General features: G+C 71.6%; 23 protein-coding genes and 1 pseudogene. 6 read left to right on the top strand and 18 right to left on the bottom strand.

What is annotated here, in order from left to right:
• Nucleotides 1-87 precede the first annotated feature (87 nt).
• The 4 genes from CLT71_RS35470 to CLT71_RS35455 all read right to left on the bottom strand — a co-directional run bounded on the left by CLT71_RS35470 (nucleotide 88) and on the right by CLT71_RS35455 (nucleotide 4,719).
• On the bottom strand, nucleotides 88-1,305 hold the full coding sequence (locus CLT71_RS35470) for an ARPP-2 domain-containing protein (RefSeq protein WP_486483629.1): 1,218 nt from the start codon (nucleotides 1,303-1,305) through the stop codon (nucleotides 88-90).
• On the bottom strand, nucleotides 1,302-2,729 hold the full coding sequence (locus CLT71_RS35465; protein WP_486483628.1) for a hypothetical protein: 1,428 nt from the start codon (nucleotides 2,727-2,729) through the stop codon (nucleotides 1,302-1,304). The genes CLT71_RS35470 and CLT71_RS35465 overlap by 4 nt, the downstream gene beginning before the upstream one ends.
• A 274-nt stretch (nucleotides 2,730-3,003) precedes the next feature.
• Nucleotides 3,004-3,333 (bottom strand): cellulose binding domain-containing protein, encoded by a 330-nt coding sequence (locus CLT71_RS35460; protein WP_486483755.1) that lies wholly within the window; start codon nucleotides 3,331-3,333, stop codon nucleotides 3,004-3,006.
• A 123-nt stretch (nucleotides 3,334-3,456) separates the two neighbouring features.
• Nucleotides 3,457-4,719, bottom strand: a complete 1,263-nt coding sequence (locus CLT71_RS35455; protein ID WP_101370702.1) for an IS256 family transposase — start codon at nucleotides 4,717-4,719, stop codon at nucleotides 3,457-3,459.
• 317 nt (nucleotides 4,720-5,036) lie between these two features.
• Here CLT71_RS35455 and CLT71_RS35450 point away from each other — a divergent pair, with 317 nt between their 5' ends.
• Nucleotides 5,037-6,089, top strand: a complete 1,053-nt coding sequence (locus tag CLT71_RS35450; protein ID WP_101370944.1) for an LLM class flavin-dependent oxidoreductase — start codon at nucleotides 5,037-5,039, stop codon at nucleotides 6,087-6,089.
• Between the two features lie 41 nt (nucleotides 6,090-6,130).
• Here the strand turns inward: CLT71_RS35450 and CLT71_RS35445 are convergent, their stop codons facing one another.
• From CLT71_RS35445 to CLT71_RS35440, 3 genes and pseudogenes are all read right to left on the bottom strand, one after another.
• Nucleotides 6,131-6,682, bottom strand: coding sequence for a UTRA domain-containing protein (locus CLT71_RS35445; RefSeq protein WP_486483754.1), 552 nt, complete (start codon nucleotides 6,680-6,682; stop codon nucleotides 6,131-6,133).
• 24 nt (nucleotides 6,683-6,706) lie between these two features.
• Nucleotides 6,707-6,928, bottom strand: a pseudogene (locus CLT71_RS38465) (GntR family transcriptional regulator); the annotation flags it as partial.
• 94 nt (nucleotides 6,929-7,022) lie between these two features.
• The gene (locus CLT71_RS35440) at nucleotides 7,023-7,472 is read right to left on the bottom strand and encodes a MarR family winged helix-turn-helix transcriptional regulator (protein WP_101370942.1); all 450 of its coding nucleotides are present in this window, start codon (nucleotides 7,470-7,472) and stop codon (nucleotides 7,023-7,025) included.
• Between the two features lie 55 nt (nucleotides 7,473-7,527).
• Here CLT71_RS35440 and CLT71_RS35435 point away from each other — a divergent pair, with 55 nt between their 5' ends.
• Nucleotides 7,528-8,025, top strand: coding sequence for a MarR family winged helix-turn-helix transcriptional regulator (locus tag CLT71_RS35435; protein ID WP_486483627.1), 498 nt, complete (start codon nucleotides 7,528-7,530; stop codon nucleotides 8,023-8,025).
• 10 nt (nucleotides 8,026-8,035) lie between these two features.
• Here CLT71_RS35435 and CLT71_RS35430 read toward each other — a convergent pair whose 3' ends face one another.
• Genes CLT71_RS35430 through CLT71_RS35420 form a run of 3 tightly spaced genes read right to left on the bottom strand, consistent with a single transcriptional unit; the run spans nucleotide 8,036 to nucleotide 10,384 of the window.
• Nucleotides 8,036-8,656: a response regulator transcription factor gene (locus CLT71_RS35430; protein WP_101372058.1), complete on the bottom strand. Its 621-nt coding sequence runs from the start codon at nucleotides 8,654-8,656 to the stop codon at nucleotides 8,036-8,038.
• 49 nt (nucleotides 8,657-8,705) lie between these two features.
• The gene (locus CLT71_RS35425) at nucleotides 8,706-9,548 is read right to left on the bottom strand and encodes an ABC transporter permease (RefSeq protein ID WP_101370941.1); all 843 of its coding nucleotides are present in this window, start codon (nucleotides 9,546-9,548) and stop codon (nucleotides 8,706-8,708) included.
• The gene (locus tag CLT71_RS35420; protein WP_101370940.1) at nucleotides 9,545-10,384 is read right to left on the bottom strand and encodes an ABC transporter ATP-binding protein; all 840 of its coding nucleotides are present in this window, start codon (nucleotides 10,382-10,384) and stop codon (nucleotides 9,545-9,547) included. The genes CLT71_RS35425 and CLT71_RS35420 overlap by 4 nt, the downstream gene beginning before the upstream one ends.
• A gap of 190 nt (nucleotides 10,385-10,574) precedes the next feature.
• Here CLT71_RS35420 and CLT71_RS36810 point away from each other — a divergent pair, with 190 nt between their 5' ends.
• Both CLT71_RS36810 and CLT71_RS35405 read left to right on the top strand, forming a co-directional pair.
• Nucleotides 10,575-11,267, top strand: coding sequence for a hypothetical protein (locus CLT71_RS36810; protein ID WP_143743754.1), 693 nt, complete (start codon nucleotides 10,575-10,577; stop codon nucleotides 11,265-11,267).
• A 155-nt stretch (nucleotides 11,268-11,422) separates the two neighbouring features.
• Nucleotides 11,423-12,865, top strand: coding sequence for a serine/threonine protein kinase (locus CLT71_RS35405; RefSeq protein ID WP_101370937.1), 1,443 nt, complete (start codon nucleotides 11,423-11,425; stop codon nucleotides 12,863-12,865).
• A gap of 55 nt (nucleotides 12,866-12,920) precedes the next feature.
• On the opposite strand, the gene CLT71_RS35400 is transcribed toward CLT71_RS35405, so the two are convergent.
• The 3 genes from CLT71_RS35400 to CLT71_RS35390 all read right to left on the bottom strand — a co-directional run bounded on the left by CLT71_RS35400 (nucleotide 12,921) and on the right by CLT71_RS35390 (nucleotide 14,938).
• Nucleotides 12,921-13,433, bottom strand: coding sequence for a hypothetical protein (locus CLT71_RS35400; protein ID WP_143743753.1), 513 nt, complete (start codon nucleotides 13,431-13,433; stop codon nucleotides 12,921-12,923).
• 70 nt (nucleotides 13,434-13,503) lie between these two features.
• The gene (locus CLT71_RS35395; protein ID WP_101370935.1) at nucleotides 13,504-14,052 is read right to left on the bottom strand and encodes an RNA polymerase sigma factor; all 549 of its coding nucleotides are present in this window, start codon (nucleotides 14,050-14,052) and stop codon (nucleotides 13,504-13,506) included.
• Between the two features lie 46 nt (nucleotides 14,053-14,098).
• Complete coding sequence (locus CLT71_RS35390) at nucleotides 14,099-14,938, bottom strand: hypothetical protein (protein WP_101370934.1); 840 nt, start codon at nucleotides 14,936-14,938, stop codon at nucleotides 14,099-14,101.
• Between the two features lie 208 nt (nucleotides 14,939-15,146).
• Between CLT71_RS35390 and CLT71_RS35385 the strand changes: the two genes are divergently transcribed.
• Nucleotides 15,147-16,442 (top strand): aldehyde dehydrogenase family protein, encoded by a 1,296-nt coding sequence (locus CLT71_RS35385; protein ID WP_101372057.1) that lies wholly within the window; start codon nucleotides 15,147-15,149, stop codon nucleotides 16,440-16,442.
• 47 nt (nucleotides 16,443-16,489) lie between these two features.
• Here CLT71_RS35385 and CLT71_RS35380 read toward each other — a convergent pair whose 3' ends face one another.
• The 5 genes from CLT71_RS35380 to CLT71_RS35360 all read right to left on the bottom strand — a co-directional run bounded on the left by CLT71_RS35380 (nucleotide 16,490) and on the right by CLT71_RS35360 (nucleotide 21,594).
• Nucleotides 16,490-16,705 (bottom strand): helix-turn-helix domain-containing protein, encoded by a 216-nt coding sequence (locus CLT71_RS35380; protein ID WP_199187823.1) that lies wholly within the window; start codon nucleotides 16,703-16,705, stop codon nucleotides 16,490-16,492.
• A 142-nt stretch (nucleotides 16,706-16,847) separates the two neighbouring features.
• Complete coding sequence (gene rhaS, locus CLT71_RS35375; protein WP_101370933.1) at nucleotides 16,848-17,909, bottom strand: rhamnose ABC transporter substrate-binding protein; 1,062 nt, start codon at nucleotides 17,907-17,909, stop codon at nucleotides 16,848-16,850.
• A 91-nt stretch (nucleotides 17,910-18,000) separates the two neighbouring features.
• The gene (locus CLT71_RS35370; protein ID WP_101370932.1) at nucleotides 18,001-19,029 is read right to left on the bottom strand and encodes an ABC transporter permease; all 1,029 of its coding nucleotides are present in this window, start codon (nucleotides 19,027-19,029) and stop codon (nucleotides 18,001-18,003) included.
• Nucleotides 19,019-20,080, bottom strand: coding sequence for an ABC transporter permease (locus CLT71_RS35365; RefSeq protein WP_101370931.1), 1,062 nt, complete (start codon nucleotides 20,078-20,080; stop codon nucleotides 19,019-19,021). The genes CLT71_RS35370 and CLT71_RS35365 overlap by 11 nt, the downstream gene beginning before the upstream one ends.
• Nucleotides 20,077-21,594, bottom strand: coding sequence for a sugar ABC transporter ATP-binding protein (locus CLT71_RS35360; RefSeq protein WP_101370930.1), 1,518 nt, complete (start codon nucleotides 21,592-21,594; stop codon nucleotides 20,077-20,079). The genes CLT71_RS35365 and CLT71_RS35360 overlap by 4 nt, the downstream gene beginning before the upstream one ends.
• A 297-nt stretch (nucleotides 21,595-21,891) precedes the next feature.
• On the opposite strand from CLT71_RS35360, the gene CLT71_RS35355 reads away from it, so the two are divergent.
• A complete protein-coding gene (locus CLT71_RS35355; protein ID WP_101370929.1) occupies nucleotides 21,892-22,935 on the top strand; it encodes a LacI family DNA-binding transcriptional regulator in 1,044 nt (347 codons plus the stop codon).
• Nucleotides 22,936-22,937 lie beyond the last annotated feature (2 nt).

Below are 22,937 nucleotides of genomic sequence, written 5' to 3'. Positions count from 1 at the left end.
TCTGATCGAAATATCGAAGCCTCTTTGCGTCCGGGCATCAGATCACGCACCCGAACGGGGGTCAACGAATGGCACGGATCCCGGCCGTCACCGCCGGGACCGGCCGGCGGAGCCCCGTGCCCGGGCACGGCAGGCGTGCAGGATCTCCGGACGCAGTAGGTGGCCGAAGCCGGCCCGGTCGAGGCGGAGCACCAGCCCGGCCCGGTCGGTGCCGAGCGCGGCGGCGGTGGCGTCCAGGTCCCAGTCGTGCGCGGCGAGCCGGCCGAGCAGGTGCCCCCGGCGGGCCTGCGCGGCGGAGAGCCGGAAGGTCTTCAGGTATCCCAACCGGCCGTCGGCGTCGGTGATGGCCTCGCCGACGTGGTTCTCCCGGTCGGGATGCAACGGCGGCAGGAACCGGGAGAGGGTGAACGGGCCCATCCGGTACACCGACTCGACGGTGCGGTGCTGCACGCCGAAGAGCCCGTCGACGGTCAGCTGACGCGGCTCCACCCAACCGGCCCGAGCGCGGGCCACCTCGGCACGGAGGTCGGCCAGGCCGTACACCCGGGACTCGTCGATCCGGGCCGGGAACTCGGGTACCGCCGGATAGAGCTGGGCGTACTGGTGGACCAGCTCGCCGTAGAGGTCGCCGAGCAGTGTGGGGTGCAGTGCCCGGTAGTCCTCCGGGTGCGGCACCACCAGTGCGGCGGCGAGCGCGTCCGCGACGTACAGCAGCATCCCGCACTGGCCCGGGTGGATCTCGAAGACCCGCAGCGCGTCGGCGAGGCCGGGGATCTCGGTGCCGGCGTACGCCGCCTCGGCCCGGGGCGAGAGGCCACGGCTGACGGCCCGACGGGTCCACTCCTGCCAGGCGATCGGCGGCCCACCGAACTGCAACCCGAGAAAGCCCTCCAGGGCGAGGTGCAGCGGCAGGAAGCGCAGCCGGCGCTTCTCCTCCCGACGGGCCATCCGGCGGTGGAAGTGCAACCCGATGCCCCGGGGCGGAGCACCGGCCGCCGGGTCGACCAGTTGGGTGCCGTACGCGGCAGCCGGGCTGCCGTCACCGGTCCAGGTCGCCACGAAGGCGTGCGGGATGTAGGCGACGTACCCGGTGCGCGGGCCCACGGCGACGACCGACAGCTCGTCCGGGTCGAACAGCCGGGGGTGCAGCCGCAGGTCGGCGAGGGGTTCGGTGCGCAGCAACGGTTGCAGCCGGACGGCGCCCCAGACCTGGTCCGGGCCGGCGTACAGGCCGGTCAGCCGCAGCTCGGGCACGGCCGGTGGGCGCGCGTCGGCACCACCACCGACCTGCTGGGCCGTGCTCACCGGTCCCCGCCCCCTGCCTGTCCACTGTGGTCGACGCCGCCCGGGTGCGGTGCCTCGGCGAGGAACCGGTCGACCCGGTCGTCGAGATGCCGGCGCAGCTCGGCGAAGCTCGCCGAGCCGGTGGCGAAGCGGGCGAGTTCGACGAGTGCCGGGGCGTCCTCGGCGTCGCGTACCCCGACGGTCGCCACCCCGGGCGCGAGGCGACGCACGTCGAAGGTCTCGCTGTCGTACACCGGGTTCAGGTGCACCACGGAGGTCCGCTGCTGCGGGTCGAGCCGGGTACGCCAGACCCGCAGCACCTCCGCCGCCAGCCCTGGTGGCGCGTTGTCCCAACCGTCCGAGACCACCACCAGCCGGTCCGGCCGGTACGCCAACCCGTCCAGCAGCCGCTCCCCCAGCCCGGTCGGCCCGATCGCCCGGACCAGCAACGGGTCGCCCCGGTGGTGCAGCCAGAGTCCGGTGTAGTCGGCGGCGAGTACCCCGAGCAGGAAGTGGGTGGCCAGCGCCACCGCCAGCGGACGACGGCGCTTGACCCGGGAGCCGGACGACGAGTAGCTGTCGTCCAGCACCGCCACCACCCGACCCCAGCTACCGGCCTGCCGACCGGCGGCGCGACGGGCGGCGGCCCGCAACGCGTCGGTCAGCTCGGTGCGCCGCTCGACCCGCTCGGCCGGGGGGAGCGACAGGACGTAACTGGCGAGCCGGGTCAGCGGGGCCCGGGACAGCTCCATACCGACCGAGGCCACCCCGAGCCGGCGGGCCGAGGACTGCAACCGCAGCCGCTCGGCACCGGTCAGCTTCGGTGCGATGTTGCTCAGGAACCGGGCCCGGTCGATGCCGTGCAGCGCGGCCAGCCCCTCGGCGGTGGTGTACGGCAGCCCGTACAGCGCCCGCTGCTCGTAGTGCGCCCGGCGCCAGGTCTCCAGCAGTGGCGTGTCGTACCGCTTCGGGCGGCGCCAGTCGAAGAGCACCGTACCCAGCTCACCGGGGAGCGCCAGATGCGCGTGCCGGGCGGCGACGGCGAGCCCACGCCGGTACTTGACGGCGTCGAGCGCCGGATCGGGCCGGCCCGCCAGCCAGTCCCGGATGATCGCCCGGGTACGCCTGTTGTTCACGCCCAGCCGGCGCAGCTCGCCGAAGACCCGGTACGCCCGCTGCGGCGGAAGCAGCCGCAACCGGGCCGCGATCAGTCGCCCCTCCACCGCCCGCCGCTGCGGATCGGCGAGTCCCGCCGTGCGGAGCAGATTCGTCACCACCAGCGCGGCGTTGAAGTCGTTGACGTCCAGGGCCAGGCTCGCGGCGTACAGGTCGCGATAGTTGCCGAGCACGTAGTCGTGCAGGAACGACAGCGACATCCGCTGCTCGGCGGCGCCCGCCCGGAACTCGTGCTGCCCGGTCGAGGTGACCGCCGCGTTGACGAACATGACCACGTCCTCACACGCGATTCGGTCCGGTAGCGACAGCACGGCGACCTCCGTCCGGCGGGCAGGGAGAAGCCGGCCGGGGAATGAGGGCACGAGCTGCGAATCATCGCTGTAGAGGCGGGTTCCGGAAGTCGTACCTGAGTCCCGCGGCCGGCCGGGTCACCGTACCCGGATCAACGCGACCCGGGCGACACCATTACCGCCGACGGCGATCCGCCGGCCACGTGCGAAGCCGGCCGGGACGGGCGTCGGTCAACCGTGCACGGGCGTCGGGTCAGGTGTAACTGCAGGCGGTGTCGTTCAGTTTGACGTTGGAGATCCAGACGGCGGACTGTTCTCCGACGAACTCTCCGGTGAACCCGATCTCGTGAGCCTGACCGGGATACAGGTCCTCGGCCCACCTCGGGGCGTTGATCCGGACCGGACCGTAGAACGAGATGAGCAGGCCGTTCCAGGCCTGCGTGATGCGGGCGGTGCCGGGCGCCAGGTCGAACGCGAGGCGCCACTCCTCGATCGGTTGGGTGCCGATGTTCGCGATCTTCACCGAACCGGTGAAGCCGACCTGCCACACGTTGGTGATCTGGTATTCGGAACGGCAGGCGATGGCGGCGAGCTCGGCCGACCCGCTCGGCGCCGCGGTGGCCGGACCGGCGGAAACGAGCGCGACCAGTCCGGTCGCGGGAGTGTGTCGATTTCCGTGTTTGGGCCTGTGGTGTGATCGAGGTTGTTAGATGGTGATCCGGTCGCCGTAGGCGAGGATCAGGGCGTTCAGGGCCTTGGCCCAACCGTAGACCCGGCCGGTGATGCTCCCGCCACCCCGGCGTTTCTGCTGGACGACGAGGTAGAGGACTTTCATCGCGGCCTGCTCGGTCGGGAAGTGTCCGCGCCGGCGGGCGGCTTGCCGGAACCGGGCGTTGAGGCTCTCGATGATGTTGGTGGTGTAGAGGACCTTGCGGACCTCGTGGTCGTAGTCGAGGAACGGCACGAACTGCGGCCAGGAGGTCCGCCAGAGCCGGATCACGGCGGGGTACTGGTCGCCGAACTCGGCGGCGAAGGCCTCGAAGCGGGCCTCCGCAGCCGCGACGGTGGGGGCGGTGTAGATCTCCCGCAGGGCGGGGGTGATCTTCTGCCAGTCCTTGCGATTCGTGTAGCGCAGACTCGCTCTGACGAGGTGCACGACGCACTGCTGGTGCACCGCCTGCGGCCACACCTGCTCGATCGCATCGGTCATGCCCTTCAAGCCGTCGGAGCAGACCATGAACACGTCCTCCACACCACGGTTACGCAGCTCGGTAAGGTAGCCGGCCCACTGCTTGGCGCCCTCACCGCCGGTGCCGGCCCACATACCGAGCACGTCACGTTCCCCGTCGAGACTGATGCCGACGACGACGTAGACGGGCCGGTTCGCGACCTGCCCCTGCCGAATCTTCATCACCAGGGCGTCGATGAACACCACCGGATAGATCCGGTCCAGAGGCCGCTGCCGCCACGCTTCCATCTCGTCCACGACGCTGTCGGTGACCCGGCTGATCAACTCCCGGGACACGTCGGCGTCATACACGTCCGCCAGGTGCGCGGAGATCTCCCCGGTCGTCAAGCCCTTCGCGTACAGCGACAGGATCGCCTCGTTGAACCCGTCCAACCTGCGGGCGTGCTTCGGGACGATCCGCGGCGTGAACGAACCCGCCCGGTCCCTCGGGACCTGGATCCGCACCGGCCCGACCTCGGTCTGCACCGTCTTGCCTCCGTGCCCGTTACGGATGTTGACCCGCCGGCCGGTCGCCTCATCGACACCGGCCTCGTCGAGGTGCGCGTCCAGCTCCGCACCGAGCGCTGACTCAAGAACCGTCCGGGTGATTCCCGCGAGGAGCCCACCCGGCCCGACCAACGAGACTCCGTCGGCCTTGGCCCGCTCGACCAGTTGCTGAGCGAACTCCACCTCCGCCGCCGACGGCCGCGGAAGCTGAACAGCGTTCTTCTTGTCTGCCATGACATGGTCCTTCCCGGACAGGATCAACGTCCTGTCCAACGGACCACACCCAGGTCAAACACGGAAATCTACGCAGTCCCCAGCAGAGGCCACCTCAGCAGGTCACGGAGGTCGTTTTTGGTTCAGTGAGGGTACGTTAGCGGCCATCGACAGGCATGAGCAACCAACCGCGCACAGCAAGTGATGAAGGGCGTTCGAGCGCCGTCAGGTGGCGTTTCGCGCTCGCTCGGGTGGGAATGCCGCCCTGGGCAGCGCCGTTGCACCGCCCGTAGAGCCGGCCGCAGGGGCATGACCGGCGTGAGGCGTGGGAGGACGAGATGGCGACGGCCGTGGAATTCGGTCTGGACAGCTTCGGCGACGTGACCGCCGATGCCGAGGGCAACCCCGTGCCGTACGCCCAGGTGATCCGCAACGTGGTGGAGGAGGCCGTACTGGCCGACCGGCTCGGCGTCGACGGCTTCGGGCTCGGCGAGCACCACCGGGACGACTACGCGGTCTCGGCCCCCGAGATCGTGCTGGCCGCGATCGCCGCCCGCACCGAACGGATCCGGCTCGGCACCGCCGTCACGGTGCTCAGCTCCGACGACCCGGTACGCGTCTACGAGCGGTTCGCCACCCTCGACGCGCTGGCCCGGGGCCGGGCGGAGATCACCCTGGGCCGGGGCTCGTTCGTCGAGTCGTTCCCGCTGTTCGGCTACGACCTGACCGACTACGACCGGCTCTTCGAGGAGAAGACCGAGCTGATGTCGCAATTGCTCACCGAGGACGCGGTCACCTGGCAGGGCACCGTACGCGCATCGCTTGCGAAGCAGCACGTCTATCCGAAGACGGAGTCGGGTCGGATCCGCACCAGGATCGGTGTCGGCGGCAGCCCGGAGTCGGTGGTCCGCGCCGCCCGGTACGGCTTTCCGCTGGTGCTGGCCGTGATCGGTGGCGAGCCGGCCCGGTTCGCCCCGTACGTGCAGCTCTACCACCGCGCGCTCGGCGAGTTCGGCCGGGAGCCGCTGCCGGTCGCGGTGCACGCGCCGGGCTTCGTCGGCGAGACCGACCAGGAGGCGGCCGACGTGCTCTGGCCGCACGTGCGGGTGCTGTTCAACCGGATCGGTGCCGAGCGCGGCTGGCCGCCGATGACGCGGAGCCGCTTCGACGCCGACATCGCCAACGGCGCCTGGCACGTCGGTTCCGCCGAGACCGTGGCCCGCAAGATCGCTCGGACGGTACGGGTCCTCGGGGTGCAGCGCTTCGACCTGAAGTACTCGGCCGGCACGCTGCCGCACGAGCACCTGATGGAGACGATCGAGCGGTACGCCACCCAGGTGATCCCCCGGGTCCGGGAGCTGCTCACCACGGATGGCGCCCCGGCGTCCTGATCTCCGGCGGCACCCCCGGCCATCCAGTGCGGTGCGTCTGCTCAGGCCAGGTCGATCCAGTAGTCCAACTCGATCCGATCGGCCGGGATCACGATTTCCGTGGCAACCTCGACCACCCGCTCGCCCACGTACGTCTGCCGGGTGATCGTCAGGACCGGCACCCCACCGGGAATCCGCAACGCCTCGGTCTCGTCACGGGTCGGCATCCTCGACCGGACCCGCTCGCGAATCCCGGTGATCGTGTATCCGAGGCTGTGGAGCTGAGACGTGTTGCCACCCGGCCACGGCTCATTCGTCGGATCCGCTGTTGGCGTCCCGGTCACCATGTCGAGCAGCAGGTAAGAGGTGGACATCTGTTGCGGTACGCCCTGCGAGCGGAACACGAAGCGGCGTTCGAGCAGCATCGTGCCCGGCTCGACGCCGAACAGCTCGGCGGTCGCTGCCTCTGCGGGAGCTTCCCGAAACTCCTTGTCAAGCCGGTAGTCGGACCATCCGATCTGCTGGTCCGCGGTGAACGATGTGCCCAGCTCGCCGGACCGAACCTGCTCCAACTCGCGGCGGTACCGGTCGGAGCCGAGCCGACGAACCGGCATGATGGGCCTGGCGTACGTGCCCCGGCCCATCTCGGTGACTACAAGTCCTTCGCTGCGAAGGAGCCCGATGGCCTCGCGAACGGTGCCACGGGCGACGCCGAACTCGTCAATCAGCGTGGACTCTGACGGCAGGATGGAGCCGGGCGGGATCGCACCAGAGATGATCCGCTGGCGTAGCTCGTCGGCGACCCGGCGGTAGCGGGATCGCCCGGGAGATCCGGGAAGACGACTGACCCGACACACCATAAGGCGACTCCGATCATCCCGTGCGGGACGACTGCGGCCCGCCTTGTACGACATCTCAGGCATCCCCGCAACGGCGTCGGCAGCACCACACCGCTCACACGACTCCTCCCTTTTCTGTCGCATACGAGGCGACGGCTGCCTCGACGTTGCCCGCCATGCTGGCCAGGATCCGGATGGTCTCCTGGTACTGATCTGGAGTGAGGCCGTTGAGGACGACGGCTCGGGCGCGCTCCACGCGTCCGGCGAGTTCGGCGTGAATCGTCACGCCGACCGGGGACAGCATGACCGTGCCGTTGGACCCCTCGACCCAACCACGAGCGGTGAGGTTTGCCAGGACCTGGCCCAGGCTCGGCTGGCCGGCGGTCCAGAACGGGGCCATGGCCCGCTCCAGTTCGGAATATGTGCGCGAACCCTGAGCCAGGGCGTTGAGTAGCTGCCACTCTCTGCGCTCGGTCCCTAGATCGGACAGAACCAGGGCGAAGTGGGTCTCGAGCAGGTTGTGAAGATGTTGGAGCCAGTATCCGAGCGGCCTGGACACGGACATCGGACCTCCCAGTTTCATGTATTCTTACATGTACTTGTCCTTGATTATGTTTGAGGTGATCGTGACAGACAAGGCCACGCAGATCGCCGCCATCGAAGCCGCCCTCGTGGCGCTGAGAAGGGCACAGCGGCGCCGCGCCCTGGCGAGCATGTCGCGACGGCGCGGCCAGCCCACCGGCACCCTCGCCGCTCTTCCGGACGCCGTGTTCGAACTCCTCGACGTGCTGGCGGCGGCCACCGAGCGCGGCGAGAACCTCGCCGTCACCGACGTCGCCGCCCAACTCGGCGTGGACCAACCGCGCGCCAGCCGGCTCGCAGCCGTGGCGTTGGAAGCCACGCTCATCTGCCGAGAAGCCGACCAACGCGACGGCCGCCGTTCGCTACTGCGCCTTACGGCCGACGGCGAGGACGTACTCACCCGAATTCACAGCTTTCGCAGAGACACCATCGCCGAGGCCACCAACGACTGGAGCGAGGACGACCGAGAGGCGCTGGCTCGACTATTGCCCCGCTTCGTCGACGACTTCGGGGCGCTGACCACAGCGGACCGTTGACCCTGGTGGATTATCCGAGCAGCCCCCGGGCCATCGCGGTGGTCACCGCCGCGGTCCGGTCGGAGACGTCGAGCTTGCTGAACGTACGCAGCAGGTGCGTCTTCACCGTCGCCTCGCTGATGTGCAGGGCACGACCGATCTCGGCGTTGGTCCGCCCCTCGGCAACCAACCCGAGCACCTGCACCTCCCGGGCGGAGAGCGCCGGGGCGGCCGGCTCCCGAACCCGCTGCACCAGCCGACCGGCGACCGACGGCGCCAGCGTCGTCTCCCCCCGGGCCGCCGCCCGGATCGCGGCGGTGAGTTCCGCCCTGGTGGCGTCCTTCAACAGGTAGCCGATGGCACCGGCCTCCACCGCACGCAGGATGTCGGCATCACTCTCGTACGTCGTCAGCACCACCACCCGACTGGACCGCGACTCACGCAGGATCGCCCCGGTGGCGTGCACGCCGTCCATGCCGGGCATCCGCAGATCCATCAGGACCACATCCGGCCGGTGCGCGCGGGCCAGGGTGACCGCCTCCTGACCCGAGCCGGCCTCGCCGACCACCTCCAGGTCGGGTTCGGTGTCCAGCATGCCGCGCAGCCCCGCCCGGACCACCGGATGGTCGTCGACCAGCAGCACCCTGATCACCGGTTCACCTCCCACGTCACCCTGCCAGCACCGTGCCCGAACCGCACGGTCAGCGGCTCTCCCGCCCGGTCCACCGGAACGTCAGCAGGCAGAGCAGCAGCCCTCCCAGGCACCAGGCACCGAGCACCAGTGCCGTCCTGCCGTGTTCCCAGGAACCCGCCGCCTCCTGCACCATCATGCCGTCCGGCAGGAAGACCGACCGGAACCCCTGCCCCATCCACTTCACCGGAAAGAACGATGCCACCCGCACCATCTCCTCCGGCAGCGCGTCGTTGAGTACGAAGATCCCGGAGACGAACTGGAGCGCGATGGCCGGCAGGTTGAGCACCGCCGGGGCGCTCTTCGCCGAGCGGGCCAGCGCACTGGCCGCGATGCCGAGCAGCGTGCAGGCGACGACGGAGAGCGCCAGCAACCAGCCGAAGGTGAGCCACCGCCCGGGGTCGGTCGGCAGCCGCAGGTCGAACAGCAGCACCCCGACCGCGAGCAGCAGGGCGATCCCGCCGGCCGTGGAGGCCGCGACCAGGCAGATCTTGCCGAGGAAGTACGCGACCGCGCTGGCCGGCGTACCACGCAGTCGCTTCAGGGTGCCGTCCTCGCGGTCGAGCGCGATTCCCACCCCGACGCTGATGAAGGCGGTGGAGACGATCCCGTACGCGATCATCCCGACCACGAAGACCTGACTGACGGCGACATCCGGTGCGCCGTGCGCCGGCTCGTCGAAGATCAGCCCGAGCATCAGTGCGATGAAGGCCGGGAAGGCGAAGGTGAAGACGACCGCGTCCCGTTGCCGGAAGAACTGCTTCAGCTCGACGGCTCCCCGGGCCAGGCCGACCCGGAGGGTGGAGGGCAGCCGTACCGCCGAGGTCGGCGTACCTGTGGTCGTGGCGGTCATCGGCGTTCTCCAACCAGATCGAGGTAGACGTCTTCGAGGCTGGGCCGGTGCACCCGCAGGTCGGTCAACGTCCCGCCGGCCCGGGCGGTCAGCCGGGCCACCAGGGCGGCCGGGTCGGCGGCCTGCTCGCGGTGTTCGCCGTCGGCGTCCCGCCAGGTGACGGTGGCCGTCGCGGTCGCCCGGCCGCCGATGGTCTCCGGGGTGCCCTCGGCGACGATCCGGCCACCGGCGAGCACCGCGAGCCGGCCGGCCAGCGCCTCGGCCTCGTCCAGATAGTGGGTGGTGAGCAGGATCGTGCCGCCCTCGTCGGCGAGCCGGCGGACCAGCGTCCAGAACTGCCGGCGGGCCTCCGGGTCGAACCCGGTGGTCGGTTCGTCGAGGAAGAGCAGTTCCGGCCGGCCGACGATGCCGAGGGCCACGTCGAGTCGGCGCCGCTGGCCGCCGGAGAGGGAACGGATCCGGGCACCTGCCTTGCCGGCCAGCCCGCACACCTCGATCACCTCGTCCGGGTCGCGCGGCTGCGGGTAGTAGCCGGCGAGGTGCCGCACGGTCTCCCGGACGGTCAGCTCGGCGGCGTCGGTGGCGGTCTGCAACACGATGCCGATCCGGGCCCGCCAGCGCCGGCCGGCGGTACCCGGGTCCTCGCCGAGCACCGAAACCGTGCCGCCGTCCCGCCGCCGGTACCCCTCCAGGATCTCGATCGTCGACGTCTTGCCCGCGCCGTTCGGCCCCAGCAGCGCAAAGACCTCACCACGGTCGACGGTCAGGTCGATCCCGTCCACCGCCACCCGGCCGCCGTACGTCTTGCGCAGCCCGTACGCACTGATGACTGTCATGCCTCGATGCTTCCGCCCGAAGCGGCGGCCGGGGACGACCACTGGACGGAATCCGGTTGTCCACCGACCGGTGGACAACCGGCACCACTCCCCCGGGCGCTGTCGGGTTTCCGGCAGTGGTGACCCGAACAAACCAGGCCGGAGCAGGGACTAACCGGATGACAACCACAGTCAGACCGGAGGGTCCACCATGTACACACCAGCACGACGCCACGTCGCCCGCCTCGGCATCCTGCTCGCCGGCCTGGTCGCCGGCCTCCTCGTCGCCCCCGCCGGCGCCGCCCCCGCCGCAGCCGGCACCCCGGCCGCACGCGCCATTGCCGCCACTCAGCCGGCCGGCGCTGCCGCGCCCGTACCGTTCGCGGCCGCTTCCCGGGACGGGGCCGGCGGGTTCGGGGCGGCCGTCGCGCTCGGCACCGGACGGCAGGGCACCCGCGACATCCTCACGGCCGACGGCATCGGCCCGTACCGGATCGGGGTCTCCACCCGGACCGGACTGCTCGCCGCCGGCCTGATCACCGGCGTCACGGAGGAGCAGGTGTGCAACGGCTTCTACGCCGCCGAGGCCGCCGGCCGGTACGCCGGCAGGCTGTTCTTCAGGTTCCAGGGTGAGCGGCTGGTCCTGGTCTCCACCACCGATCCGAGGATCTGGACCTGGGCCGGTGGCCGGGTCGGGATGACGCTCGACGAGTTGGAGCAGCGGTACGGGCCGCGCGGCGCGATCGAGTACGGCAAGTGGACGCTGCGGGCGTACGTCGTGCCGAGCGGTGACCGGATCGTCGCCTTCTTCGAGGACCCCTACACCCCGTACGTCTACCGGCTGGCCAGCGGGGAACGCGACCGGGTGCTCGCCTCCTTCGTCGGCGGAGACGACCAGTGCTGACCGGCGGATCCGCCGACCGATAGACCCACTCATCGTCGAGTCGGTGGTCGCCTCGTCACCGGAGGTTATCCTGAGCCGGTGACCAGAGGTTTTCGCCTGATGACGCTCGGTGGCACGTCAGGTCCGGCGAGCCCCGAGCGTCGCCAGCCACCCCCGTGAATCCGCCCCGGCGGATCGGTCCCTACCGCGTCGAGCGGCTGCTGGGCTTCGGTTCGTTCGCCACCGTCTGGCTTAGCCACGACCCGGCCCTCGACGCCCGGGTGGCGATCAAGATCCTGGCCGAGAACTGGTGCCACGACCTGCGGGTCCGGGAGCGTTTCCTGGACGAGGCACGCCTGCTGTGGCGGCTGGACCACGAGCGACTCGTCCGGGTCCACTCGGTCGGCGAGTTGCCCGACGGCCGGCCGTACCTGGTGATGGCCTGGGCGGCGGGCGGCAGCCTGCGGGACCGGCTCGCCGCCGGGCCGATGCCGGTCGGGCCGGCCCTCCGGGTACTGCGCGAGATCGCCGCCGGGGTGGGTGTGCTGCACGCGCACGGCATCGTGCACCGGGATCTGACCCCCGGAAACGTGCTGTTCCAGCCACTGTCGTCCACCGCCGAACCCGGTGACACCACAGTGGACGACGACGGTGCGGTGCGCGGCGGCGGGCCGGACCGGGACGGGACCGGCGACCGGGTACTGATCGCCGACCTCGGGCTCGCCAAGGCGCTCGCCGCCGCCTCCGGGCTGACCGCCCGGGCCGGCACCCCCGGTTACATGGCTCCGGAGCAGGACTCCCCGGCGGCACAGGTCGACGCCCGGGCCGACGTGTTCGGGCTCGGCCGCCTCGGCATGACACTGCTTGGCGCGTCCGGTCCCGACGACGCACCGGCGGAGGTTCCGGCGCTGCGAGCCGGCGTACCCCCGCAGGTTGCGGCCGTGCTCCGCCGGGCGACCGCGCGGAGTCCGGCGGAGCGTTACCCGGACGCGGCCGCCTTTGCCGGCGCGCTCGACCGGGCCGTCGGTGCCGGGCCGGCCCGCTGGCCGTTCCGGGCCGGGCCGCGGCGGCGCTGGACCGCCGCGCTGCTCGGCGCCGCCGCGCTGGCGGCGACCGCGTTCGGCACGTTCGGCCCGGGCTGGCCGGACGGCGACAACCGGATCGGCACGGACTCGACCGGCCGGATCACCGTCGCCCTGCCGGAGGGCTGGCAGGCAACGGGCTCGGGCTGGATCGGCCAGCGCGGCCCGGACGGCGAGCTGGAGCCGGCGCTGGTGATGTCACCGGATCCGGAACGCTGGCCGACCGATCCGACCGTGCCGGGGGCGTTCGTCGGACTCTCCCGCAGCCTCGCCCAACGGCACGACCCCGCCGGGTACGTCGCCGGGCACCCGCACGCCGAATGCGCCGCGATCCCGGCCCGCACCGTCCGGCGCGGCGACATCGACTGGTACGTGGCCGCGTTCACCGCCTGCCGCAGCGGCAAACCGGCGATCGTGGAGGCCGCCGGGCTCGCCCCGCAGGCGGCCGGGCTGGTGTACGCGCAGATCGCGCCCCCGCCGGACGCCTCAGCCGACTTCGTCGACACACTGCTGGCAGGCATCCGGACCCGCCGCTGATCCGCCGGCCGCCGACTCGTCCGGTAGCCCCGGCCCGCCCGCCCGACGTCGCCGGTCACTCGACCACCAGCACCGTGATCGTGTGGCTGCCGCCCGTCTCGCCCGCGATCTCGACAGTGACGGTCCCCGGGCGCAGCATCCGGCAGTCGAGCACGCCACCTTCCCAGTGCCGGGCGACCCGCTCCGAAGGGGTGGTGGTGACAGCCTCCGGCCAGACGTTCTGGATCCGCAGGATCGCGGCCGCTGTCAGGCAGAGCGCCTCGGGCATCGCCGCCGGATCGGAGCCGTCCACTGTGTAGATCACCGCTGGTAGGCAGGCCGGGGAGAGTTCGACGGTCGGCGAGATCCGGGGTGGCGGCGTACGGGTGCGTCGGGGTGTACCGGCCGGGGCAGGAACGGTGGCCGGGGCGGCCGGGGTGCCCGCCGTACGGGACGGGGTGCCCGAGGTCGGGCTGCCGGTGGCGGTGGCCGACGGCGTTGGCGTTGGCGTGGGCGTGGGCCACTGGCCGGGCAGCGGGGCGACAGGTGCCGAGCCGCATCCGGTGACCAGCACCGGGGCGAGGATCACGACCGCGACCATCCGCCAGCGGCGCCGACCGGCCGGGGTGGCGGGAGGGGACCGCCTGCGGCGCACCGGCTCAGGCCCCGGCGTCGGTGAGCAGGTCCCGCAACCGCTGCCGCCCCTGGTGGATCCGGGACTTCACGGTGCCCTCCGGCACCCCGAGCAGCCCGGCGATCTCCCGGTACGGCAGGCCGAGAACGTCCCGCAGCGCCACCGGCTCGGCGAGTTCGGGGCCGATCGCGTCCAGCGCGTCGAGCAGGTCCAACCGGGTACCCGCGACCACGCTGGTGCGGCGCGGGTCGGCTGGTTCCGGCATCGCCCCGCCGGAGGTCTCCGCCTCGAACCGTCGACGCAGTACCGCGTACGTCGATCGGGCCCGGTTCGCCGCGATCCGGTGCAGCCAGGTGCGGAACGCCGACCGGCCGTCGAATCCGGTGATCCCCCGGGCCACCGCCAGCAGGGTGTCCTGGCACGCCTCCTCGGCGTCCTCCCGGTTGGGCAGGAAGCGCGCGGCCATCCGCAACACGTCGGGGCGCACCGCGACGAGAAGGTGGTCCAGGGCGTCCCGGTCGCCGAGCGCGGCGGCCCGGGCCAGCCCTTCGAGGTCGACAACGCCGGAGGGCACGGGCCGAGTCTAGGCAGCCCTGTCCAGCCCTGGCCCCGCGTCGCGGTCAGCTCCGGTCGATCGCCCCGACGGCGGCCAGATAGTCGCCGACCGAGGCCGGTGCGACGACGGCGGCCCGGCACCAGTCGACGAGCAGCAGGTCCGCCTCGCGCATCACCCGCTCCAGGGCGGTGGCGATCTCCGGACGGGCTTCCGCCGTCGCCGCCGGCTCGGTGTGCACGCCAAGTACGGCGAGCGAGTCGCCGTCGGCGAGCCCGTACAGCAGCACCCGCCCGGCCGAGATCGCGAACGAGCTGAGCACGATCCCGGGCTGTCCGCGAAAACCGATCCCGCCCCTGTTCTGGGCGCCGGGCGGCAGCAGGTTCAGCAGGCGGTTGCGGGACACCGGTCCGGAGAGCGGGCGGACGGGCTGGCTGCGGATGTGGATGCCCTGGAAGCCGTAGACCCGCCCGTGCTCGTCCCGGCGGGCGTGCTGCTCGAAGCTGCGGCGTACCGCCCGCAGCTCGGCCTGCACCTCGTCGCCGAGGTCGGCGCTGACCAGTTCCACCTGCCGCCAGTCGTCCTCGTGCAGTTCGAGGCGGTCGGCACCGGCCGGTGCGGCGGCGACCGCCGGCACGGCGGCACAGAGCGTCGGCAGCGAGTAGAGGATGTCGCCGGGCGAGACCGACTCCACCCGGCGCAGGGTCAGGGTGAGGATGCCGGTCGTGCCGAACTGTGCCGCAGTCGGTGGCTCGGCGTGTTCGACCGACCAGACGGCACCGGCCAGTTCCAGCGTGGTCGCCGGCTGGAAGCTCGCCGGTAGCTGACCGATCGGCAGTTCGCTGCGGCCGATCTGCGCTCCGGTGTCGGCGTCGAGGAAGGCGACCCGCACCAGCTTTTTCGACATGGCGGGGACCCTATCCGGAGCCCGATCTTGCTCGATCGGAGCCCCTCGGCCGCCCGGGCCGGTGCCGCCCGGTGCCGGTGGGCCGGGCCTGGCGGTCCTGAATAGCGGACACTATTGCTCCCTCGTTGAACAAACGTGCCAGACTCGGTGGCTGCCACCAGGCGGCCGTAGCATGGCGGCGGACGAGGACGGCGAAGGAGACCGGCAGATGGTTTCGATCGAGGCGACCGACGGAGCCCCGGGCGGAGCGGACGACCGCGTGCACGCCCTGGTCGCCGAGTGCGGCCGGCGGGCCCGGGCCGGGGCGGCCGGCTTGGCCGAGGCACCGGATTCGGTGATCGACTCCGCGCTGACGGCAATGGCCGACCGGCTGGTCTCGGCCGAGAGCGAGATCCTCGCCGCCAACCAGCAGGACGTCGAGGCGGCCGGCGCGGCCGGGATGAGCCCGGCGCTACAGGACCGGCTCCGGCTCGACACGGCTCGACTCAAGGGAATGGCAGACCAGTTGCGGCTGCTCGCCGAGGCGCCGTTCCCGGCCCGGGAGACCCCGCTGCGGTCGCTGCCGGGCGGGCTGCGGCTCTCCGAGCGCCGCCGCCCGGTCGGGGTGATCGGGGCGAACTTCGAGGCCCGGCCCAACGTGACCGTCGACGTGGCCTCCCAGCTCGTCAAGTCCCGCAACGCGGGCGTGCTGCGCACCGGGTCCGCCGCGCTGGCCTCGGCGAACGCGCTCCACCAGCAGGTCATCGCCCCGGGGCTGCGCGACGTCGGCCTCGATCCGGACGCGATCCAACTGCTGCCGGACGCCAGCCGGGCGAGCGCGGTCGCGCTGGTCCGGCAGACCGACCTGATTCCGCTGGTGATCCTCCGGGGCAGTGGTGACGCCACCCGCTCGCTCGGCGCCGAGGCGGCCCGGCACGGCGTGCGTACGCTGGCGCACGCCGACGGCGGCGGAGTGCTCTACGTCGACTCGGCCGCCGACCTGGACCGGGCGACCGGACTGCTGGTCGCCGGCCTGGACCGGCTGGGCGTCTGCAACCGGGTCAACCTGCTGCTGGTGCACCGGGACGTCGCCGGGGCGGCGGTGCCCCGCTTCGAGGCGGCCCTGACGGAGCTGGGCGTACGCGTCTCGCTGCCGCCGTACGACCACCCGGTCGGCTACGAGTGGGCGCTGGACAGCGGCCGGGAGGCGACTGTGACGATCGCCGAGGTGGCCGATCTGGCCGAGGCGGTGACGATCGCCAACTCCGAGACCTCGGGGCTCGCCGCGACGATCGTGACCGAGGATCCGGCCGCCGCCGAGCGGTTCATCGCCACCGCGATCGGCACCGGGATCTTCTGGAACGCCTCGACCCGGCTGCTCGACGGCTTCAAGCTGCACGGGGTGCCGGAGACCGGGATCAACGTCGACCACGTGCCGGGGCCACGCGGCCCGGTCACCTTCCAGGACCTCTACCTGCGGCAGTACGTGGTCGTCCCGGAGGACGTGCCGGGCGTCTCCGGCTGACCCGGCGGCGCCCGGCACGGACCCTCTCGTCGAACGGGGCCGTGCAGTCAGAGCAGTCCGTGCCGGACCGCCCAGACCACCGCGGAGATCGGCGCCGGCACGCCGAGGCGGTCGCAGATCGCCCGGGTACGGCGCCGGACCGTCCGCTCCGACATCTCCAGCCGGCGGGCGACCGCGTCGACCGGAAGTCCCTGGGCGAGCAGCCGCAGCAGGGCCAGTTCCTCGTCGTCAAGTGGATGGCGTTGCACGATCGGTACGGCCACGGCGCCACTCCCTCCTCACCGCGCGGTGTTGCCCGTCCCTGCCCCGATCCGTTCCGGTGACGCCGAACCCGGTGCCGCCACCGGGCCGGTCGACGGGATTGGACCCGTCGACCGGCCGACGGCGACGCCGGGGCGGATGCGCCTAGAAGTCGAACTGGTCGATGTTCGAGGCGTCGAAGACGGTCGGCGGGCCGAGCACCACCACGCCGTCGGCGCCGACCGTGTACTCGCCCAGCTTGCCGGCGGTGAACTTGTCACCCTCCTTGCCGGTGATCATCCCGGAGGCGAGCGCGGCACCGGCGTACGCGGCCAGGTAACCGAGGTCGGCCGGGTTCCAGAGCGCGAAGCTCTTCACCGTGCCGTTCTTGACGAACTCGCGCATCTGGTTCGGGGTGCCGAGCCCGGTCAGCGCCACCTTGCCCTTGTACTGCGAGCCGGAGAGATAGCGGGCGGCCGCCGCGACACCGACCGTGGTCGGCGAGATGATGCCCTTGAGGTCGGGGTGCGCGGAGAGCAGGCCCTGGGTCTCCTGGAACGACTTCTCGTCCTTGTCGTCGCCGTAGACGGTCGTGACGAGCTGGATACCGCTGTACTCCGGCTTCTTCAGCTCGGTCTTCATCAGCTCGATCCAGGCGTTCTGGTTCGTCGCGTTCGCGGTCGCCGAGAGGATCGCGATCTTGCCCTGTCCGCCGATCGCATCCGAGATCAGCTTGACCTGGTTCTCCGCGATCCCCTGCCCGGTCACCTGGTTGACGAAGATGTCCCGGCAGTCGGGGTTGGTGTCGGAGTCGAAGGTGACCACCTTCGCGCCGCCCTGCCGGGCCTGGTTGACCGCCCCGCAGATCGCGTTCGGGTCGTTGGCCGACACGACGATCACGTCGCTGCCCTGCTGGGTCAGCGTGTTGAGGTAGCTGACCTGCGACGAGGCGCTCGCCTCGGAGGGACCGACCTCCTTGTACTCGCCCTTGAACTCCTCCACCGCCGCCTTGCCACCGTTGTCCGACACGGTGAAGTACGGGTTGTTCACCTGCTTGGGCAGGAAGACGACGCTCAGCCCCTCCTTGATCGAGCCGCCGCCACCGGCGGAGGCACCGCCGGACGGGGTGCCCTCTTCGTCGCTGGCGCAGCCCGCGCTGAGCAGCAGTGCCGCCAGGGTCGCGGCGGCGGCGCCCATCCGTACGCCTCTGGATCGCATGACGGTCATACCGGTCCTTCCTTCACATACAACCGCCCACATCGCGGGCCGGTGGAAATCGACAGGACTACAACGGGTGGGAGGTGCGAAGGTGCAGCGGTCAGGCGCTCCCGGCGCCCGCCACCGGCGGTGCGGCGGATCGTCGCCGTCGCATCCGCGCCCGGATCATGCCGGCCGCGTTCGGCCCGACGACGGAGATGATGAGTAGGGTGCCGGTGACCACGGTCAGGGTGTCGGCCGGCACGTCGGCGAGTTGGAGTGCGTTGCGCAGGGTCATCAGCAGCAGTACGCCGGCGAGTACGCCGACCAGGGTCCCCCGGCCGCCGAAGATGGAGACGCCACCGAGCAGTACCGCCGCGACCACCGAGAGTTCGAGCCCGGCCCCGTTGTCGGCACGGGCGCTGGCGTACCGCATCGTCCAGAAGACTCCGGCGAGGGCGGCGACCGCACCGGTGACCACGAAGAGCCAGAACTTGGTCCGGGCCACCGCGATGCCGGCGAAGGTGGCGGCCTGGTCGTTGTTGCCCATCGCGTAGAGGCCGCGACCGATCGGGGTGGCGTGCAGCAGCACCCCGAACCCGATCGCGAGGACGGCGAGCGGCAGCACCACCCACGGCACCGTCGTGCCGGGCAGCGCCTCGATCGAGTTGCCGGTCCAGCCGATCGGGAAGTCCGCGACGGCCCGGTCTCCGAGCACCACGTACGCCAGGCCCCGGTACAGCGCCAGGGTGCCGATCGTCACCGCCAGGGAGGGCAGGCCGAAGCCGGCGACGAAGAGCCCGTTGACCGCACCCAGCAACGCGCCGAGCAGCACCACAAGCGGTACGGCCAGCGCCAGCGGCAGGCCGGTCAACCAGAGCTGGCCGAGTACCGCGCTGGACAGTCCGAGCGTGCTGGCCACCGAGAGGTCGATCTCGCCGGTGATCACGATCAGCGTCATCGGCAGCGCGATGAGCGCGATCGGGACGATGTCCAGCAACAGGAAGCCCCAGAACCGGGCGGTGGCGAAACCCTCGACCAGTACCGACGCGCCGACCACCACCACGGCCAGGACGACGATCACCAGTACGTCCCAGGTGCCGAATGTGGAAACCCAGCGGGCCGGCCGGCCCTTCCCCTCAGGCGCCACGGGCCTTCCTTCCTCGAAGCCGGTTAGCCACCCGCGCGGCGAGCGCCCGGTCCAATCCGATCGCGGCCAGGATCAGTGCCCCGACCACCGCCTGCTGCCAGAACGGGTTCACCTTCAGCACCGGCAGGGCGCTGCCGATGGTGCTCAGCAGCACCGCGCCGAGCGCCGCCCCGTACACCGAGCCGCTGCCGCCGAAGATGGCCACCCCGCCGACCACCACCGCGGCGACCACGTTCAACTCGATCCCGCTGCCGGCCGCGGCGTCCAGGGTGCCGAACCGGGCCGCGTAGAGCACCCCGGCCAGCCCGGCCAGGCCGCCGCTGACCACGAGTGCCCCGAAGACCCGCCGGCCGACGGGGATCCCGTACAGCCGGGCCGCCGCCGGGTCGGAGCCGATCGCGTACAGTTCCCGACCGCTGCGGTAGGACTTCAGGTAGAAGCCGGCGACCACCAGTACCGCCACGGCGAAGAGGGCGAGCAGGGGGATCCCGAGCAGGTCGGCGGTACCCATGTTCTTGAAGCCGGCCGGCATGTCGGCGGCGTTGATCTGCTGCCCGGCCGCCCACGAGTAGTCGATGCCCCGAAAGACGTAGAGGGTGCCGAGGGTGACCACCAGGGCCGGTACCCGGGCCACCGCGATCAGCGCCCCGTTGATCACGCCGCAGAGCACGCCGATCCCGATCCCGACCAGCAGGGCGAGCACGATCGGCGCGTCCGGCATCGCCAGGAACAGCTTTCCGGTCGCGAAGGCGGCCAACCCGAGCACCGAGCCGACCGAGAGGTCGACGTTGCGGGTGATGATGACGATCGCCTGCCCGACCGCGAGTACCACCAGGATGGTCGCGCCGAGCATCAGGTCCCGCCGGCCCTGTCCGGAGAGGAACCTCGGGTTCACCGCCGTGGTCACCGCGATCAACAGGATCAGGGCGAGTCCGATGCCGACCTCGCGGGCCAGGAAGAGCCGTTGGCCGAGCCGGACGCCGGCCGCGCCGCTGCGGGCCCTGGTCTTCTCGGCCTCCGGCGCCGGTTCCGGCCGGGTCGTGGTCGTCACGCCTTACCTCCCTGCCCGGTCGCGGCCAGCATCACCGACTCCTCGGTCGCCGCGTCCCGGGCGATCTCGCTGACCAACCGGCCCTCGTGCATCACCAGCACCCGGTCGGCCATGCCGAGCACCTCGGGCAGCTCGCTGGAGACCATCAGCACCGCGACCCCCTCACCGGCCAGCTGTGACATCAACCGGTGCACCTCGGCCTTGGTCCCGACGTCGATCCCCCGGGTCGGCTCGTCGACGATCAGCACCTTCGGGGTGGTGGAGAGCCATTTCGCGAGTACCACCTTCTGCTGGTTGCCACCGGAGAGCGTGGAGACCGGGTCGTCGAGCCGGCCCGCCTTCACCTGCAACCGCTGGGCCCAGGTCTGTGCGGCGGCCCGTTCCGCGCCCCGGCCGAGCAGGCCGAACCGGGCCAGTGGCCAGCGCCGGGTCAGCGTGGCGTTGCGTTCGATCGACAGCTCCATCACCAGCCCCTGCTGCCGACGGTCCTCGGGTACCAGCGCCACTCCGGCGGCCATCGCCGCCGCCGGCCGGCTCCGGGGCAGCCGTACGCCGTCGACAAGCACCTCGCCCGCGTCATACGGGTCGATGCCGAACAGCGCCCGGACCACCTCGCTGCGGCCCGCTCCGACCAGGCCGGCGAGCGCCACGATCTCGCCCCGGCGTACCTCGAAGTCGACGTCGGCGAAGACGCCGCGCCGGGTCAGGCCGCGGACCTGGAGGATCACCTCACCGACGTCGGTCTGCTCCTTCGGGTAGAGCTGCGAGACCTCCCGGCCGACCATCCGGCGCACCACCTCGGCGACATCGAGGTCCTCCGCCGGGTCGGTGGAGACCCACCGCCCGTCCCGCATCACGGTGATCCGCTGGCTGAGCGCGAAGACCTCGTCGAAGCGGTGCGAGATGAACAGGATCGCCGCGCCGGACTCCCGCAGCGAGCGGACGACCGCGAAGAGCCGCTCCACCTCGACTCCGGAGAGCGCCGCCGTGGGCTCGTCCATCACCAGCACCCGGGCCTCGAAGGAGAGTGCCTTGGCGATCTCCACGAGCTGTTGGTCGGCAATGGAGAGTCCGCGCGCCGGCCGGTCCGGATCCAGCGGTACGCCGAGCCGGGCGAAAAGCTCCGTCGCGCGTCGACGCATCGTCGCGGTGTCGATCCGGCGCAGGCCGCGCAGCGGTTGCCGGCCCATGAAGATGTTCTCCGCCACCGACAGGTCGGGGAAGAGCGTCGGCTCCTGGTAGATCACCGCGATCCCGGCCGCCCGGGCGTCGGCCGGACCGGTCAGGGTCAGCGGCGCACCGTCCATAGTCAACTCTCCGGCGTCCGGGGCGTGCACCCCGGCCAGGATCTTCACCAGGGTCGACTTGCCGGCACCGTTCTCCCCGACCAGCGCGTGTACCTCGCCGGCCCGCAGTTCCAGGCGTACGTCGGCGAGCGCGTGAACCGCGCCGAACGACTTCCGTACGCCGGACAGGGCCAGCCGCACCGCAGCCGGGTCTGCACGCTCGGGCATCCGGCCCTCCAGCCATGAAACGTTTCAGCCCAATGTGATGAAGACGCTAGAGGCCGCCTTCCCGGCCGGTCAAGCGTTTCGGCGCGGTTACCGAATCGTTACTCGGAGGTAAGCCCTTTCCTCGCCCCCGAACCCGGCCCTGGGCAGCAGCTATACCGCGATCGCCGCCGCCGCCTTGCCTGGAGGCATCGAAAACCGCCGCCGCGCTGGCCACATCCGGCCAGCTACCCCCCGCCGTTCGGGCCGCCAGGCATCCTTGACACGATTCAGTTACCGGCCAACGCGGAGGAGGAGAGCATGCGGGACACCTCCGTGGTGAGCATCCGTGACGTCGCCAGTCGCGCCGGAGTCTCGATGGGCACCGTCTCCAACGTGCTCAACCAACCCGACCTGGTCTCCAGCGCCACCCGGGCCCGGGTCCTCGCGGCGATCGACGAACTCGGCTTCGTGCCCAACCACGCCGCCCGGCAACTGCGCCGGGGCCGCAGCCGCACCCTCGGACTCGTCGTGCTGGACGTGGCGAACCCGTTCTTCACCGACCTCGCCAAGGGCGTCGAGGACACCACAGGCACCGCCGGGATGGCGGTGATCTTCTGCAACAGCGACGGTGACCGGGCCAGGGAGGACGCCTATCTGGACCTGCTCAAGGAGCAGCGGGTACAGGGCGTACTCATCACCCCGGTCGACGACGCCAGCGCCCGACTGCTCCGGCTGCGCGACCGGGGCATCCAGGTCGTACTGCTCGACCGGCGGTCCCGGCACGCCGACCTCTGCTCGGTCTCCGTGGACGACCGGCTCGGCGGCGAGTTGGCGGTACGCCACCTGCTGGAGGCGGGGCACCAGCGGATCGCCTTCGTCGGCGGCCCGGCCGGGCTGGAACAGGTACGCGACAGGCACGCCGGTGCGGTACGGGCGATGACCGGGGCCGGACTGGGCCAGCGCGACCTGCCCCGGCTCGACACCCCGGCGATGACCGTGGCCGCCGGCCGGGACGCCGCCGCCCGGCTGCTCGGCGCGCCCCGGGAGAACCGGGCCACCGCCGTCTTCTGCACCAACGACCTGGTGGCGCTCGGAGTCCTCCAGGAGCTGACCCGGCAGCGGATCCGGGTACCCCAGGACATCGCCCTGGTCGGCTACGACGACATCGACTTCGCCGCCGCCGCGGCCGTACCGCTCACCTCGGTGCGCCAGCCCCGGCACCGGCTCGGGCAGACCGCCGCCGAACTACTGCTCGGTGAGATCAACGAGCCGACCGAACACCGTCACCAGCAGGTGGTCTTCGAACCCGAACTCGTCGTCCGGGAGTCGAGCCGCCGCCCCGCCGGCCAGCCCACCGGGTAGCC

It is taken from the genome of Plantactinospora sp. CNZ320 (assembly GCF_002846275.1).
Note: the sequence above shows the minus strand (reverse complement) of the source record. Positions and strands in the feature narration are given on the sequence as shown.